Origin of the sequence: Acinetobacter kanungonis (assembly GCF_009939195.1) — a bacterium.
GTDB lineage: Bacteria > Pseudomonadota > Gammaproteobacteria > Pseudomonadales > Moraxellaceae > Acinetobacter > Acinetobacter kanungonis.
Genome location: NZ_JAACKC010000001.1, coordinates 577,587 through 592,953, shown reverse-complemented (window position 1 = coordinate 592,953; position 15,367 = coordinate 577,587). Strand labels below are relative to the sequence as shown.

Genomic DNA, 15,367 nt, shown 5'->3' with positions numbered 1-15,367 from the left:
ATGCTGACGGTTCAGATCTGCAGAATTGTTGGCTCGAAGTATCATACACATTGTTTTAAATGAGGATGTTTTTTTATGCGCATTATCTTACTCGGACCACCTGGAGCAGGTAAAGGTACACAAGCTCAGTTGATCTGTAAGCGCTACAATGTCCCACAAATTTCAACCGGTGATATGCTCCGTGCTGCGATTCGTGAAGGTACTGAATTAGGTCTTAAAGCTAAAAGCGTAATGGAAAGCGGTGGTTTGGTTTCTGACGAACTGATCATTGGTCTTGTAAAAGAACGTATTGCTCAACCTGATTGCGTGAACGGCTGCATTTTCGACGGTTTCCCACGTACGATTCCACAAGCTGAAGCTTTGGAAAAAGAAGGGATTAACATCGACCACGTGATCGAAATTGATGTACCTGACGAAGAAATCGTTCAGCGTTTGTCTGGTCGTCGCCAGCATCCTGCATCTGGTCGTGTTTATCATGTTGTTTACAACCCACCAAAAGTTGAAGGCAAAGATGACGAAACAGGTGAAGACTTGGTACAACGTCCTGACGACCAAGAAGAAACCATTCGCAAGCGTCTTGGTTCTTATCATACAGAAACTGAGCAATTGGTTGGATTCTACCAAGGTCGTGCTGCTTCTGGCGAAAACGCACCGACTTATGACAAATTAAACGGTTTACGTGCAATTGAAGACGTACAAAAAGATTTGTTCGCGATTTTAGATCAGTCAAAATAATTCAAACCTGAATTTTTGACTTTAAAAGAGTCCTAAGTCATATTAGGGCTCTTTTTAATTGTCCGAACTTTTTGAGGATACGATTTTGTTAAAAATTGGTTTAATCATTTTGGTGATTGCCTGCTTGGCGATGTTGCTGGGTTTGCTCTATATCAGCTTTAAAATGCTCAGAGAAACTCAACAAAAACAAAAAGAAGAAAATAAAACTGCGCCAAAACCTGAGTACACGTTACACCCGAAATTAAAACAAAAGCCACCTAAGCAATAAGCCTGTCCATTTGATCACAGCGCATGTCCGTTCTATGCACTGTGTGATTTAGATATTGCTTACGGGGATGGCCCGTGCAGCGCCAAATTCAAAACGGTCTGGCCAGTTACACACATCGGACACCACGCATTCGGCACATTTCGGTTTACGCGCGATACAGCAGTAACGACCATGTAAAATCAGCCAGTGGTGTGCATCGTCCATAAATTCTTTGGGAATTACTTTGACCAGTCGGTGTTCGACTTCAAGGACATTTTTCCCCACAGCCAAGCCTGTACGATTACCCAAACGGAAAATATGCGTATCTACCGCCATAGTAGGGTGCCCAAATGCAGTATTTAGCACCACGTTGGCCGTTTTACGTCCCACGCCGGGTAAGGCTTCAAGATCGGTACGGTTATTCGGGACTTGGCTGTTATGGCGTTCCATTAAAATTTGACAGGTTTTAATGACATTTTCCGCTTTGGAATTATATAAACCAATGGTTTTAATATATTGCTTCAATCCTTCAACTCCTAAGCCAAAAATGGCTTCAGGGGTATTGGCAATCGGAAACAACTTGTCTGTGGCTTTATTTACACTAACGTCCGTCGCTTGCGCAGACAGGGTCACCGCGATTAACAATTCAAAAGGCGTGGAAAAGTTTAACTCAGTCGTAGGATTTGGACGTTGATCACGTAAACGTTCAAAAAAAATCTGAATTTGCTTTTTGGTCATGTTTTTGACGGTTGCAGTTTTTGTTGCCACGTTTAAGCTCCTTGCAATGCATTGAGTTGTTCGCTCAAGCTGAGTAACAGAGCACGCTTGGTTGCATCTTCACGCACACTCAGCTGCTTTTCGAGCTTCTTGATTTGCGTCCGTAATTTCGCTAACTCAATAGTAGATTTGGCATCTTGGTTGCTCACTACAGCAGTTTTATCTGCAACTTCAATGACAGGAACAGAGTCAAGCTGAGTCGAAAACTGGGCGAAAAGCGCCGTATCGATTTCGGCACGCACCACAGGCCCTTTACGATGTACACGTCGTGTTTCCTCACGCTGGATATGTGCATAGTAGCGCTGACGCAGGTCATTTTGTTCTGCAATCCGTGCATCTTCATTCGGAAGTGTCAGTACATCTTCAACCAAATCAATACAGTCCACGGGACATGGCGGGATACAGAGTTCACATCCTGTGCATAAGTCGGTTAATACACTGTGCATGAGTTTGCCTGAGCCAATAATCGCATCCACAGGACAAGCACTGATGCATTTGGTACAGCCAATACATTCATCTTCACGAATGATGGCTTTCATGCGTTGCGGGCGACCATCTGCCTGAATGGGCCAAACACTTTCTTCAGCGATTAATTGCGGGCGTTGTAGCAAGTCAGCTAAAGCATCTGCGACGGGCTGTCCACCGGGAACGCATTTATTTGCAGCTTCACCCTCAGCAATCGCCTTGGCATAGGGTAGACAACCATCGCGATGACCACATAAACCACATTGGGTTTGAGGAAGCAGGGAGTCGATGTGTTGAATGAGAGCAATTTGCGAAATCATGCGAAAACCACGCCTGTGTTCAGAACAGGATTAGAGAGATGGAATCAAATTTTGGGGAATTTTAACATGATTCAGGGGATTAATCTTGTGTACTAAATTAATGCAAAACATGTATTTATATGGTGCGAAAATGGAAAGTATTGTTAAGTCAGGGTTGATAAAGATAAAGTCAATAATTTGTCTAATAGTTAAAATAATTTATTGTTATATATTAAAAATATCACAATAAATGAAATAAATATTGTGGAAGGTGGTCAAAAGTTATTTAATGTTTTGCGCCAAAATTTATCACTTATTTTAATTTTGACCTATTTTGATTCATAAATTGCTGAGGATGAAGTGTTGAAATATAGTTGCCTAAACGACTTCTTGGATTACGTAAAAACACGTGATGCACACCAACCCGAGTTTCTACAAGCGGTAGAAGAGGTAATGACCAGCCTTTGGCCATTCATTGAAAAGAACCCTAAATATGCAGCACATGGGTTACTTGAGCGTTTGGTTGAACCTGAGCGTGTGGTCCAATTCCGTGTTTCTTGGGTCGATGATCAAGGCAATACGCATGTAAATCGTGCATTTCGTGTCCAATACAATTCAGCGATTGGTCCTTTTAAAGGTGGAATGCGCTTCCATCCTTCAGTCAATTTATCCATTTTAAAATTCTTGGGTTTTGAACAGACTTTTAAAAATGCCTTAACAACCTTGCCAATGGGTGGGGGGAAAGGTGGCTCTGATTTTGATCCAAAGGGCAAATCTGAAGGCGAAATCATGCGCTTCTGTCAGGCATTAATGCTTGAGTTGTATCGTCACTTAGGCTCAAACACCGATATTCCAGCAGGAGACATTGGTGTGGGTGGTCGTGAAGTTGGCTATATGGCTGGCATGATGAAAAAGCTGAGTAATGACACGTCTTGTGTATTTACCGGTAAGGGCTTGGCTTTTGGCGGCTCATTGGCACGTCCTGAAGCGACGGGTTATGGTACGGTGTATTTCGCTGAAGAAATGCTGAAAACGCGCGGTGACAGTTTCCAAGGTAAAACCGTGACCATTTCAGGTTCGGGCAATGTGGCGCAATTTGCTGCGGAAAAAGCCATGTTCTTGGGTGCCAAAGTTGTTTCATTGTCTGACTCAAACGGTACGGTCTATGTCAAAGATGGCTTTACTGATGAACTTCTGAATGAAGTCATGCATTTGAAAAATGTGGCGCGTGGTCGTATTTCTGAATTTGCATCTAAGCATGGTTTTGAATACTTGGAAGGCAAACGTCCATGGGGCATTCCGTGCGATATCGCTTTACCGTGTGCAACCCAGAATGAATTGACTGGTGAAGATGCGGATCTGCTTTTGGCGAATGGCGTACTGTGCGTGGCTGAAGGTGCAAATATGCCATCGACCTTAGATGCAGTAGAAAAATTCGTGGCTGCTAACATTTTGTATGCACCGGGTAAAGCATCCAATGCAGGTGGTGTGGCCACTTCTGGTCTTGAAATGTCGCAAAATGCATTGCGTTTAGGCTGGAGTTTTGAAGAAGTCGATGAGCGCTTGCATGCCATCATGAAAGACATTCATCGCAATTGTGTCAAATATGGTACGAAAGCAGATGGTAGCGTCAATTATGTAGATGGTGCCAATATTGCGGGCTTCGTGAAAGTGGCAGACGCGATGTTGTCTCAAGGCGTATTCTAAATTATAGCCGCCTAAGTTAAAAAAAGCCGATGGACATCCAACGGCTTTTTTTATTGAACGGACTTTATTTGATAGTTTCAGTCTCAACCACCATGTCTTTGACATAGGCATATTTCGATTGGTCTGCTGCAGGGTTTGGACGTTCAAAACGTTTTACACGAACAATTTGACGGGTTTTCGGATCGTGCGTGTAGCCTTCGATATGACCGTAGAATAAAGTCCAGTCTTTATCCACCGCGGTTTTTACACCTTTGTCGTCATATTTGATTTCACGGACTTGTAGGCAAGTCATTGGACCAACGCCAGAGCAGGCTTTGGTTTCAGGTGAAATTTCTAGAAAAATGGTTTCACCTTGAGATTGGTACTTAGTTTCAGGTGTCATTGTACCCATAAAAACATGTTTTTCACCTTTGGCAGACACTAGGGTTAAGGTTGGCGCTTCCACATTTTGGCTATTCAGTGTGAACTGAATGGCACGCTCGCCCAGTAATTCTGCGGCTAAACGCTCTTGTTGCATTGCAGGTTCAGCACAAGCCATTTGCGTGCCCATCATTGCACCTGTGACAATTTTGTCACCTTCAATTTTCCAGCTGGTGCCTAAACCATTACAACTGGTTTTCACTGCAAGTTGACCTTGTGCATTGAAAGACAAGGTTAATGGTTTTGGTGTCGTTGATGTGGTGCTGATCCATTGATAGGCAGCAAGGGTTTTATTTTGATCAGGAATTGATTGTACATTCACGGCTTGATCCAAATTTGATTGAGTTTGAGTAGATTGGCAAGCAGCTAAAGAAAAAGGTAATAAAGCAAGTAAAAGATATTTCAATTTCATTTTTAAATTAACACTTTGAGTCGAAGAAATATAAAACTAAAGGTTAATTGATTTATAAAAAAAAGAAATGAATACATGTACAACATTTGTATTCATTTCTTTAATGTGAATTTCACGTTAGTCGAAACGGTAAATATCCATACCGAGTGACCCCATAGAAAAACTACTATGTACAATATTAAAGCGTGTACCCGTGCCCATTGCAAAAAATAACGGAGCAAAATGTTCTAAGGTGGGGTGATTGCGCTGTACATAGGGAATGCTTTTCCAATCAAGCACGGCATCATAATCTTGATGGCTGAGTTTCTGGGCAACATAGTTGCGGAAAGTCGATGCCCAGACAGGTACATCCTGTGACTCACCATGCCATGACAGTTCTGACAGGTTGTGGGTAATACTCCCCGAGCCAATCAATAAAACCTGTTGTTCGCGTAACGCGGCAAGGGTTTGTCCAATGTGATAAATCTGTTCCGCAGTCATGTGCATCGGTAATGAAATTTCAACCACAGGAATGTCTGCATCGGGGAACATATGCAGTAGCGGCATCCATACGCCATGATCGCGTGGACGGCTCGCATTGGCATGCGCATCAAAGCCTGCGTCAGACAAACGTTTTAAAATATCTTCTGCAAGTTCAGGGGCACCAGGAGCAGGGTAGCGAATTTCGTACAGTGCTGGTGGAAAACCGCGGAAATCATGCCATGTTTCAGGACGAACCCCAGTATTCACTTCGAGAGCCTGACTTTCCCAGTGAGCTGACATCACAACGATGGCTTTAGGCGTCGGAAGATTCAGGCTTAAACGCTGTAAAGCGGGACCGACTTGTTCTGGATTAAGCGCAAGCATGGGTGAACCATGTGAAATAAATAAACCAGGTAAAGTTAGTAGATTCATAGTCTTGCGCCTAAGTTGAATGAAGGAATGGGTTTATCATGCCAAATACAAATATATGAATAAATAGCGTATATTCAACGTATTGTTGCAATATTAGAATGATAAAGAATTGCGCTTAGCCTGCACGATGGTAAGGATGATTGTGGTTAATGCTCATGGCACGATACAGCTGTTCAATCAACATGACCCGCACCAGTGGATGCGGCAATGTTAGCTTAGATAAAGACCAATGCCATGCCGCAGCTTTACGTACTGCTTCGGAGTGACCATCTGGACCACCAATTGCCAAAGCCACATCATTCCCTTCCAGCATCCATGATTTCATGGTTTCAGCCAGTTTTTCGGTACTAAATTCACGACCACCGACTTCAAGTGCAATCAGAGTTTCATTGGCTTTTAAGGCATTTAAAATGCTGTCACCTTCAATTTGACGGTATTTTAAAATGTCAGCTTCAGAGTCGTTTTTGCCGCGTTTTGCCATCGGCAATTCAATAATTTGCGTCTGTACAAAGGGTTGAATTCGTTTGAAATAATCTTCAAAACCTGTCAGCACCCAAGCTGGCATTTTTTGACCAATGGTCAGAATCCGTATTTTCATATCTGATGTCAAAAGCTAATTCAGCAGAATTATAGCCTTGAAACGGCAGAATCTGCTGCTGATATACATTTTGCAATTGAAAATAATTACTGGCTGTTGCATTAATGCTCTTATAAAAGCAATAAATTTTGCGGATAACGTGGAATAAGAATAAATGCAAAGGGAAAATTTTAAAGGACGCTGCTGGATCGTACTCGTCATACTAATGACCTTATTCAGCAGTACCTATAGTGGAGCCAATTCTGCAATCAATAAGCAGGCTGATGCGCAGAATCTGGATGTTTATTTGCAGCAGATTATAGGGAGTGGCTCATTCCGAAATCATCAAAATACCGAAGAATTAAACCGAGTTTCTGCTTGGATTAAAGAGCAAATGCGCTTGTTTGGTATTCCTTGTCAGTTTCAAAACTATATTGTGAACCGTGAAAACTATCGTAATGTGGTGTGTAGTCTGAATGTTAGGCGTGCAGACAAACTGATTGTAGGTGCACATTATGATGTGTTTGAGCAACAACAAGGGGCAGATGACAATGCTTCTGGCGTGGCAGGAGTACTTGAAACAGCACGCATCTTGGCGCAGGAGAAAAAAAATCTAAAACATAATGTAGAGTTTGTGTTTTATACGCTGGAAGAACCCCCATATGCCAATACGGAATATATGGGCAGTTATGTACATGCCAAATCGGAACAGGCGCAGCGTGATAAAATTCAGGGCGTGTATATTCTGGAAATGGTTGGCTATTACGATGTGGCACAGACGCAGGAATATCCTGCAGGTTTAAAATGGTTTTATCCGAGTCATGCCAATTTTATTGCGGCAGTCAGTGATATTGATTCACGGGGGCTAGGAGAAAATTTCTGTGCAGCCATGCAAAACCTAGAGTGTCAGCGTTTGGTTGCACCATCGATTACCCCAGGCATTAATTTTTCCAGTCATAGTAATTATTGGAAATATGATATTCCCGCCATTATGGTGACGGATACCGCGTTTTATCGGAATAAAAATTATCATACCTCTGCGGACACATTAAAGACTTTAAATCTGGAAAAAATGACACAAGTGATTGATGGTTTGGTACAAGCCATTTTGAAATAGAGAAGGTCGAAAATTACCAACTTGAACTGAATTGGATTATGTAGATTTTATACATAATCCCAATAAAAAAACGCAGCCCTAGAATAGTATTAGGACTGCGATCAAGAGGTTACCCGCCTGGAGAAACAGATAACCTTTATGAATAAGAAACATACAGCGCATATGTGTCTTACTATTTTATATGAGGCTTTTTCCAGTTTTTTCAAGTCGATTTTTTATTAATCGAATGAAATGTTCTGGAACCCTCAAACCACGATCATTTAAATCTACTTTACATTCGAATGCTTTACTTCAAGGAATGTAAACCAATCATATTTCCTTCAGTATCAAAGGCCAGCACAATAAAACCATATTCACCGATGGAGGTTTTTTCCTCCTGAATTTTTCCACCTGCACCAGTAATTCGAGCAGCTTCCTCAGCACAGTCTTCACATGAAAAATAGATTAATGTGCTATTGCCGCCTGCGGCAACATCTGGCATTTGTACCAAAGCACCTGAAGCACCATAGACTTGCATATCTGAAGGGAAAGCCCACATTTGCAGTGACGAACCATCTGAAGGTGGCGTCAGTTCGGTGAGTTCAATATTAAATACAGCTTGATAGAACTGTTTGGCTCGTGTGATGTCATCCACATAAATTTCAAACCAGCCGACAGGATTTTTCATTTTAATTGTCCTGCAATCATCCCTTGCGTCGAATTATTGTAGGCGATAAAAGCATCAAGTTGTGTGGTGTTATCAGCAGTAAATTGTAATAAAAAAAGAGAGCCGAAGCTCTCTTTCTCATTCTTGCAGAAATTAGTGACGTGCTGCCTTTTTACCTTCATCGACTGGTTTAACAATCGGTGCTTTAGGCAAAGGTTCAGGCATAGAAGTCAATGCTAGCGGTAAAATCTCATCAATTGATTTTACAGCCTTAATTTCTAGACCTTCTTTTACATTCTCAGGAATTTCCGCTAAATCACGGACATTGTCTTGAGGGATAAACACCAATTTAATGCCACCACGGTGTGCAGCCAATAGTTTCTCTTTCAAGCCACCAATCCGCATTGCACGACCACCCAAGCTGGTTTCACCAGTCATGGCAATATCTGGACGAATTGGAATACCTGTGAAGGCAGAAACCAATGCTGTTGTCAGTGCCAAACCTGCGGATGGACCATCTTTCGGTGTTGCACCTTCTGGCAAGTGAACGTGTACGTCAGTCTCTTCAAAGCGAGTCGACTCGATACCCAGTTCATCTGCACGCGTACGAACCACGGTCATGGCTGCGGTAATCGATTCTTTCATCACATCCCCGAGTGAACCCGTAGTGATGAATTTACCTTTACCTTTCACGGCAGCAACTTCAATGGTCAATAACTCACCACCGACAGATGTCCAAGCTAAGCCATTTACGCGACCCACTTGTGCTTCATCTTCAGCCATACCGAAGTCAAACTTGTGCGGACCTAAGTAGTCTGGAAGATTGGCAGAAGTTACATTCACTTGCAGGTTTTTCGCCTTTTTGCTGACCGCTTCTTTTACCACTTTACGCGCAATTTTAGAGACTTCACGTTCTAAGCTACGAACACCTGCTTCACGTGTATAACGTTGCACGATGTCACGAATCGCTTCTTCATGAACAGTCAGTTCTTTAGCGCGTAAACCATTGTTCTTAATGGCTTTAGGTACAAGGTAGCGTTCAGCAATGTTGATTTTCTCATCTTCGGTATAACCCGGTAGACGAATCACTTCCATACGGTCTAACAAGGCTTCAGGAATATTCATGCTGTTGGCAGTACAGATGAACATTACTTCAGACAAATCAAGATCAAGATCTAAGTAGTGGTCGTTGAACTTGTTGTTTTGCGATGGATCAAGCACTTCAAGCAATGCTGATGCAGGATCACCACGGTAGTCTTGCGCCATCTTGTCGATTTCGTCGAGCAAGAACAATGGGTTCTTCACGCCAACTTTTGTTAGCGACTGCACAATTTTACCTGGCATCGCACCAATATAAGTACGACGGTGACCGCGGATTTCCGCTTCGTCACGTACACCGCCCAGCGCCATACGGACAAACTCACGACCAGTCGCTTTCGCAACTGATTCACCCAGTGAAGTTTTACCTACACCCGGAGGGCCAACTAAACATAGGATAGGACCTTTGAGTTTTTTCACGCGTGACTGTACTGCAAGATATTCCACAATACGGTCTTTCACGTCATCTAGGCCGTAATGATCTGCATCGAGAATTTCTTGTGCTTTTGCAAGATTGATGCTGACTTTGCTGGCTTTATTCCAAGGTGTATCTAAAATCACCTCTAAGTAATTGCGCACTACAGCTGCTTCACTTGAAGCTGGTTGCATGGCTTTTAGCTTACGGAATTCAGCTTCTGCTTTTTTACGGACATGTTCTGGTAAATCCGCTTCTGCAAGACGTTTTTCAATTTCCGCAACGTCATCTTCTGCACCGCCATTCATGTCAGAAAGTTCACGCTGAATCACCTTCATCTTTTCATTGAGGAAGTATTCGCGCTGGTTTTTCTCCATTTGACGTTTTACAGAGTCATGCAGGGTTTGTTCAATTTGTTGCTCTTCAGACTGTTGCAACAAATAAGTCATCAACTCTTGTAAATGTGCTTCAAATTCATCGTGCTCAAGGAATTTTTGCTTCACATCAATGTTCAGAGGTACACGGGTAGCAACGAAGAACAACAATTGCAATAAATCTTCAATTTTGTTGGCTGCGGCAACCAGTTCACGGGCATTACGTAATTTTGCTTCAGCATATTGAGCAAACAGGGTTCGTAACTCTTGAACACGTGTTTCTTGCGTTTGTTCGTCAATGTGAATCGACATTGGGCTCAGGGCATGTTCAGCAGTCAGATAATCATTTTCATCAATGATTTTTTCTAGCTTAGAACGATGTAGACCTTCAATTAATACTTTTATACAGTTTTCATCATTTTCATGATTCACAACTTGTACAATCTTCGCGACCGTACCGTATTGATATAAGTTGTCGTGATCAATTTCTTCTGTCAGAGAATCTTTCTGAGCAACTACAAATACGAGATTGTCACTGTTACGAGCCACATCAACTGCATTGATCGATTTTTCACGACCTACAAATAGCGCGATTTGCATGTGCGGGTAAACCACCACGTCACGTAACGCTAAAAGCGGTAATACACTTGGAACCTGAGGCTCTAAGGTTTCTTGATTCATAATAATTTCAGACATGGGCACTCCTAATGAGTGACAACGGTGTTGCCATGTTTTTTATAGTGATGGGTATTTCAAAAAATACAAGGGCAGGTCAATACAAAATGTATAAAAAATGACTAAATATGTGATTTTTAAGTATTCACAACAGTCAGAAATACCAATTTTAACGTTTGAAACGTAAAAATTGTTGGGGCATGAGCAGCGCATCTAAGGGTTGATCCCATTTTTCCCGAGTTAGGGTTTGTGGTACCAACTGGAAGTGATGCGCCAAACCTAAGCGGAATGGGCGATGGTAAGGGGTAGAGGCCAAGGTCTTGTCATAAAAACCGCCACCCATGCCAATCCGTGTGCCGAAGGGGTCGCAGGCCAGTAAGGGCATAATCAGCAAGTCTAAATGTGAAACATGCTGTCCGCGACTAGCCATGGGCTCTTGCATGCCGAGTGGGTGATAAGAAAAACGCTGATTATAAAATTGATGCTGTGAAATTTTGACCCAAACCAAGCGCTGATTCATATTGCAAATCATGGGTAAATACACAGATTTCTTTTGTTGGAAGCAATATTCAATGATTTTACGCGTCTGAATCTCGCCAAAAGCGTGCAAATAAATACCCACCTGCGCGGCATGTTTAAATTCGGGTAGGTGTCTCAGCCGATTTAAGATGTGTTGTTCAGCATGTTTTTGACGTATCGGTGAAACATGGCGGCGTTTCTTTCTAAGATGCTTTCGAAGTTGAATCAGTTCAGTGGTCATGGCTATGCACTATGTTATTAGCGAAGGAAGTCAGTCAGTGATGGTTAAATTTTGTTGTCATTTTTAAGTGCTTGTAAGATTGGACAACAGCTACTTTCCGTGGTTTTACATTCATCTACCCAACTGGACAGGCGCTGTTTTAAGGCATTCAACTCTTGAATACGCTGGTCAATTTTTTCCAGTCGTTGCTGAATGACTTCACGTACCTTTTCTCGATCATCCAGTTGTAAATGCAACAAATCTTGAATTTCACTGAGTTGCAAACCGGCATCTTTGCCTTTTTGGATAAAGCTTAAGGTTTCAATATCTTGCTGGCCATAGTAACGGTAGTTTTGAGTCGTTTCTGGAATGCGCATCAGCCCAATACGTTGATAATAACGAATGGTTTCTACATTCACATGGCAGTGTTTTGCCAGTTTGCCGATAGTGAGCATAAAATAATCTCCAAAAGGCTTGACTCAGTACCTAGGTACAGACTTTATGCTAACACAATCAAAAAAGAAATGGTGAGTCCGATGAACGAGCAACCCAAAAGCTCTTGCTGTTCCAAAGAAAAAAAATCGCCAACGGTGGTGACCATTGATCCTGTCTGTGGAATGACAATTACAGAGGATTCGCCACATGCCTATGAATATCAATCGGTTCGCTATTTGTTTTGTAGTGCTGGTTGCTTAGACAAATTTGCAGCCGATCCTGAAGCTTATCTAACCTCAGAAAAAGCGCAAAGTTCATGTTGCAGTAAGCCGAAAACAGATTTAAGCGATGCCTCATCTCAGGTGAAAGAGGAAAGTGTTGTAGTTACTTCCAAAGGGTGTGGTTGTGGATCAACAGCTGTTTCAGATACAGCGATGACCACATTTATTGACCCTGTATGTGGCATGACCGTGACAGATTTGAGTAAACCGCATAGCGAATGGCAGGGCAAAAACTATTATTTTTGCAGTGAAAAATGTCAGCAAAAATTTATCGCTGCGCCTGAAAGCTATGTTTCGACAGAGGAAGAAAAGCCTGCAAAAGCATCAGGATGTTGTGACGCTTCAAAACCAGAAGTTCAGAAAACCTCGATATGTTGTGGTACGGAGACTAAAACTCCTGAAACAGAACAAACCGAATCAAAATCAAGCTGTTGTGCACCCAAGCCTAAACCGGAACCCGAAAAAAGTAGCTGCTGTGGTGGCGGGAAACATCAACATGAACATCCTGCTCCATCGGGGTCATCCACATTTATTGACCCTGTCTGCGGTATGTCGGTCGATTCAAACACAGAACTCAAAACCGATTATCAACAGCAAACTTATTATTTCTGTAATCCATCTTGTTTGGATAAGTTTAAGGCGGATCCTGAGTTTTATCTGATTCCACCGGATCAGCGCCCTGTACCTGAGGGTGCGGCAGATATGGATTATACCTGTCCAATGGACCCTGAAATTGTGCAGAAAGGTCCAGGTACTTGTCCCATCTGTGGTATGGCACTGGAGCCGATGCAACCGACTTTAGATGATGGACCCAACCCAGAGCTGGTCGATTTTAGCCATCGTTTTTGGCTGACCTTGCCGCTGACTTTAATTGTGTTTGTTATGGCGATGGGTTCGCATATTCACAGCTTTATTTCACCGCATATTCAGCCGTGGATTGAATTGGTGCTGGCAACCCCTGTGGTGCTGTGGGCAGGTAAACCGTTTATTGAGCGCTGCTGGACTTCCTATAAAACTCGCAATTTGAATATGTGGAGCTTGATTGGGGTTGGGGTGTTAGCCGCCTATATTTATAGTGTCGTGGCAACCATTTTCCCAAGCTTGATTCCGATAGCTGCTAAAACAGGACATGGCGTGGCGGTGTATTTTGAAGCCGCGTGTATGATTGTGTCTTTAAGTTTGCTTGGTCAAATCATGGAGCTGAAAGCACGTGCCAAAACTGCTGACTCGCTCAAAGCCTTGCTAAAACTGCAAGTGAATACTGCCAAATTGGTACAAGCCGATCAGGTGGTTGAAGTTGATATTGGCATGGTGAAGCAGGGGGATATTTTACAGATTTCTTCAGGTGAACAGATTCCACTGGATGGTGTGGTGGTGGAAGGCAAAACCTATGTTGATGAAGCCATGATGACGGGAGAACCTGTACCTGTGAAAAAACAGGTGCATGACACCGTGATTGGTGGAACGGTCAATCAACAGGGCAGTATCCGTATTCAAACTACCGCGGTGGGCGCGAATACCACCTTAGCCAAAATGATTCAGACCGTTGCGGAAGCACAACGCTCAAAAGCCCCGTTACAACGTTTAGCCGATGTATTTGCCAAGTATTTTGTGATTGTGGTGTTGCTGATTAGTGCTTTGACCTTCGTGGCATGGATGGTGTTTGGGGGTGCACAATTTGACTTAGCCTTGATGTGTGCAGTAGCGGTGCTGATTATTGCCTGTCCATGTGCGCTGGGCTTAGCTACGCCGATGTCGGTCATGGCAACCACAGGTCGTGCAGCGCAGAAAGGGGTGTTGTTTAAAGATGCAGAAGCGATTGAAGCCTTAAGCAAGGTCAATACGCTGATTGTCGACAAAACAGGAACCTTGACTGAAGGCAAGCCAAGTTTAAAGGAAATTCGATTACTCAGTTCCAATGTGGAACAGGCGCAAGTGGAACAGTGGATTGCTTCGATTGAACAATATTCAAGTCATCCAATTGCACAAACCCTGACGCAAATTGTGCCTGCCCAGCAATTGCTGAAAGTGGAAGACTTTGAAGATGTCACAGGCTTTGGCGTGAAAGGTCAGATTGGTGAACAAACACTGTATATCGGCAGTCAAAAGTTGCTGGAACAACTCGGTATTGGTTTAGATCCTGCTATACAAAGTCAGTTGGATCAACAACGTGCAGCAGGCAATGTCATCAGTTTCTTGAGCAATAGCCAAGAAGTGCTGGCCTATATTTCAATTCACGATGCGATTAAAACCAATGCTCAAGAGGTCATTCAGCAATTGATGGCTGATGGCATTGAAGTGGTGATGGCGACAGGTGACCATGAACAGAATGCGCAGTTGGTGGCACAAGAACTGGGGATTCAGCATGTTCATGGCAATTGCACGCCAACTGAAAAATTGGAAATTGTGAAACAATATCAGGCACAGGGCAAAATTGTCGCAATGGCGGGTGATGGTATTAACGATGCGCCTGCACTGGCTCAAGCCAATGTCGGGATTGCCATGGGCAACGGCACTGATATTGCCAAACAGACAGCGCAAGTGACCTTGGTCAAAGGCGATATCCGTGGCGCAGCTGATGCAGTGCATATGGCGAAACTGGGTGTGCGCAACATGAAGCAAAACCTTGCCTTTTCTTTTGTGTATAACGGCTTAGGTGTACCCGTGGCAGCGGGGATTTTCTATCCATTGACTGGCTTGTTATTGACCCCAATGTTAGCTGCGGTAGCGATGTCACTCAGTTCACTGTCGGTGGTGCTAAATGCCTTGCGCTTACAAAAGGCGAAATAAGTCACATAGCATATAAATGGTAACAAAAGCCTCAAGCATTTCCTTGAGGCTTTTTTTTGATTACGGCATAACAGATAGAGCAAAACAAAAACTGAAGTGTCGACAATAAAACTCAAGGGTCATTCGGGACGACTGCGTGATTTGACTGAAACCTAGTGTGGTTAGAGCAGGTCATGACATTGTTATAAAAATTGCAGTTCTATCACGGAACAAGTATGGAAATAAGATTTAAAACATTGAATTAAAATAATTTATTGAGGTGTG

14 protein-coding genes are annotated in these 15,367 nt (G+C 42.9%); 5 read left to right on the top strand and 9 right to left on the bottom strand.

The window, feature by feature from the left end:
* The first annotated feature begins 75 nt into the window (after nt 1-75).
* Both adk and GWK51_RS02570 read left to right on the top strand, forming a co-directional pair.
* Nucleotides 76-735, top strand: coding sequence for an adenylate kinase (adk, locus tag GWK51_RS02575; RefSeq protein WP_044740200.1), 660 nt, complete (start codon nt 76-78; stop codon nt 733-735).
* A gap of 58 nt (nt 736-793) precedes the next feature.
* Entirely contained in the window at nt 794-1,003 is a 210-nt protein-coding gene (locus GWK51_RS02570; protein WP_228151386.1) for a hypothetical protein, read from the top strand.
* Nucleotides 1,004-1,051: 48 nt separating this feature from the next.
* On the opposite strand, the gene nth is transcribed toward GWK51_RS02570, so the two are convergent.
* Together nth and GWK51_RS02560 are read right to left on the bottom strand one after the other, a co-directional pair.
* Nucleotides 1,052-1,720 (bottom strand): endonuclease III, encoded by a 669-nt coding sequence (gene nth / locus GWK51_RS02565; protein ID WP_161932787.1) that lies wholly within the window; start codon nt 1,718-1,720, stop codon nt 1,052-1,054.
* A 32-nt stretch (nt 1,721-1,752) separates the two neighbouring features.
* Nucleotides 1,753-2,544: an RnfABCDGE type electron transport complex subunit B gene (locus GWK51_RS02560; protein ID WP_161932551.1), complete on the bottom strand. Its 792-nt coding sequence runs from the start codon at nt 2,542-2,544 to the stop codon at nt 1,753-1,755.
* Between the two features lie 342 nt (nt 2,545-2,886).
* Between GWK51_RS02560 and gdhA the strand changes: the two genes are divergently transcribed.
* Complete coding sequence (gene gdhA / locus GWK51_RS02555; RefSeq protein ID WP_161932786.1) at nt 2,887-4,230, top strand: NADP-specific glutamate dehydrogenase; 1,344 nt, start codon at nt 2,887-2,889, stop codon at nt 4,228-4,230.
* A gap of 64 nt (nt 4,231-4,294) precedes the next feature.
* Here the strand turns inward: gdhA and GWK51_RS02550 are convergent, their stop codons facing one another.
* The 3 genes from GWK51_RS02550 to rlmH form a co-directional block, all read right to left on the bottom strand.
* Complete coding sequence (locus GWK51_RS02550; RefSeq protein WP_161932550.1) at nt 4,295-5,062, bottom strand: META and DUF4377 domain-containing protein; 768 nt, start codon at nt 5,060-5,062, stop codon at nt 4,295-4,297.
* A 117-nt stretch (nt 5,063-5,179) separates the two neighbouring features.
* Nucleotides 5,180-5,956, bottom strand: a complete 777-nt coding sequence (locus GWK51_RS02545; protein WP_161932549.1) for a DODA-type extradiol aromatic ring-opening family dioxygenase — start codon at nt 5,954-5,956, stop codon at nt 5,180-5,182.
* A gap of 115 nt (nt 5,957-6,071) precedes the next feature.
* On the bottom strand, nt 6,072-6,554 hold the full coding sequence (gene rlmH / locus GWK51_RS02540; RefSeq protein ID WP_161932548.1) for a 23S rRNA (pseudouridine(1915)-N(3))-methyltransferase RlmH: 483 nt from the start codon (nt 6,552-6,554) through the stop codon (nt 6,072-6,074).
* A gap of 205 nt (nt 6,555-6,759) precedes the next feature.
* Between rlmH and GWK51_RS02535 the strand changes: the two genes are divergently transcribed.
* Nucleotides 6,760-7,650 (top strand): M20/M25/M40 family metallo-hydrolase, encoded by an 891-nt coding sequence (locus GWK51_RS02535; protein WP_407925959.1) that lies wholly within the window; start codon nt 6,760-6,762, stop codon nt 7,648-7,650.
* 286 nt (nt 7,651-7,936) lie between these two features.
* Here the strand turns inward: GWK51_RS02535 and GWK51_RS02530 are convergent, their stop codons facing one another.
* The 4 genes from GWK51_RS02530 to GWK51_RS02515 all read right to left on the bottom strand — a co-directional run bounded on the left by GWK51_RS02530 (nt 7,937) and on the right by GWK51_RS02515 (nt 12,052).
* The gene (locus GWK51_RS02530) at nt 7,937-8,317 is read right to left on the bottom strand and encodes a VOC family protein (RefSeq protein ID WP_161932546.1); all 381 of its coding nucleotides are present in this window, start codon (nt 8,315-8,317) and stop codon (nt 7,937-7,939) included.
* A 132-nt stretch (nt 8,318-8,449) separates the two neighbouring features.
* Nucleotides 8,450-10,879 (bottom strand): endopeptidase La, encoded by a 2,430-nt coding sequence (gene lon / locus GWK51_RS02525; protein ID WP_161932545.1) that lies wholly within the window; start codon nt 10,877-10,879, stop codon nt 8,450-8,452.
* A 148-nt stretch (nt 10,880-11,027) separates the two neighbouring features.
* Complete coding sequence (locus GWK51_RS02520; protein WP_161932544.1) at nt 11,028-11,618, bottom strand: 5-formyltetrahydrofolate cyclo-ligase; 591 nt, start codon at nt 11,616-11,618, stop codon at nt 11,028-11,030.
* Nucleotides 11,619-11,662: 44 nt separating this feature from the next.
* Nucleotides 11,663-12,052: a MerR family transcriptional regulator gene (locus GWK51_RS02515; protein WP_142769238.1), complete on the bottom strand. Its 390-nt coding sequence runs from the start codon at nt 12,050-12,052 to the stop codon at nt 11,663-11,665.
* A gap of 81 nt (nt 12,053-12,133) precedes the next feature.
* On the opposite strand from GWK51_RS02515, the gene GWK51_RS02510 reads away from it, so the two are divergent.
* Nucleotides 12,134-15,103, top strand: coding sequence for a heavy metal translocating P-type ATPase (locus GWK51_RS02510; RefSeq protein ID WP_161932543.1), 2,970 nt, complete (start codon nt 12,134-12,136; stop codon nt 15,101-15,103).
* Nucleotides 15,104-15,367 lie beyond the last annotated feature (264 nt).

Bases quoted from the DNA above. Each gene is read 5' to 3' on its own strand.
- GWK51_RS02550 (WP_161932550.1), bottom strand. From the start codon at position 5,062: ATGAAATTGAAATATCTTTTACTTGCTTTATTACCTTTTTCTTTAGCT.
- GWK51_RS02520 (WP_161932544.1), bottom strand. From the start codon at position 11,618: ATGACCACTGAACTGATTCAACTTCGAAAGCATCTTAGAAAGAAACGC.
- GWK51_RS02560 (WP_161932551.1), bottom strand. From the start codon at position 2,544: ATGATTTCGCAAATTGCTCTCATTCAACACATCGACTCCCTGCTTCCT.
- lon (WP_161932545.1), bottom strand. From the start codon at position 10,879: ATGTCTGAAATTATTATGAATCAAGAAACCTTAGAGCCTCAGGTTCCA.
- GWK51_RS02515 (WP_142769238.1), bottom strand. From the start codon at position 12,052: ATGCTCACTATCGGCAAACTGGCAAAACACTGCCATGTGAATGTAGAA.
- GWK51_RS02535 (WP_407925959.1), top strand. From the start codon at position 6,760: ATGACCTTATTCAGCAGTACCTATAGTGGAGCCAATTCTGCAATCAAT.
- rlmH (WP_161932548.1), bottom strand. From the start codon at position 6,554: ATGAAAATACGGATTCTGACCATTGGTCAAAAAATGCCAGCTTGGGTG.
- GWK51_RS02530 (WP_161932546.1), bottom strand. From the start codon at position 8,317: ATGAAAAATCCTGTCGGCTGGTTTGAAATTTATGTGGATGACATCACA.
- GWK51_RS02545 (WP_161932549.1), bottom strand. From the start codon at position 5,956: ATGAATCTACTAACTTTACCTGGTTTATTTATTTCACATGGTTCACCC.
- nth (WP_161932787.1), bottom strand. From the start codon at position 1,720: ATGACCAAAAAGCAAATTCAGATTTTTTTTGAACGTTTACGTGATCAA.
- adk (WP_044740200.1), top strand. From the start codon at position 76: ATGCGCATTATCTTACTCGGACCACCTGGAGCAGGTAAAGGTACACAA.
- GWK51_RS02510 (WP_161932543.1), top strand. From the start codon at position 12,134: ATGAACGAGCAACCCAAAAGCTCTTGCTGTTCCAAAGAAAAAAAATCG.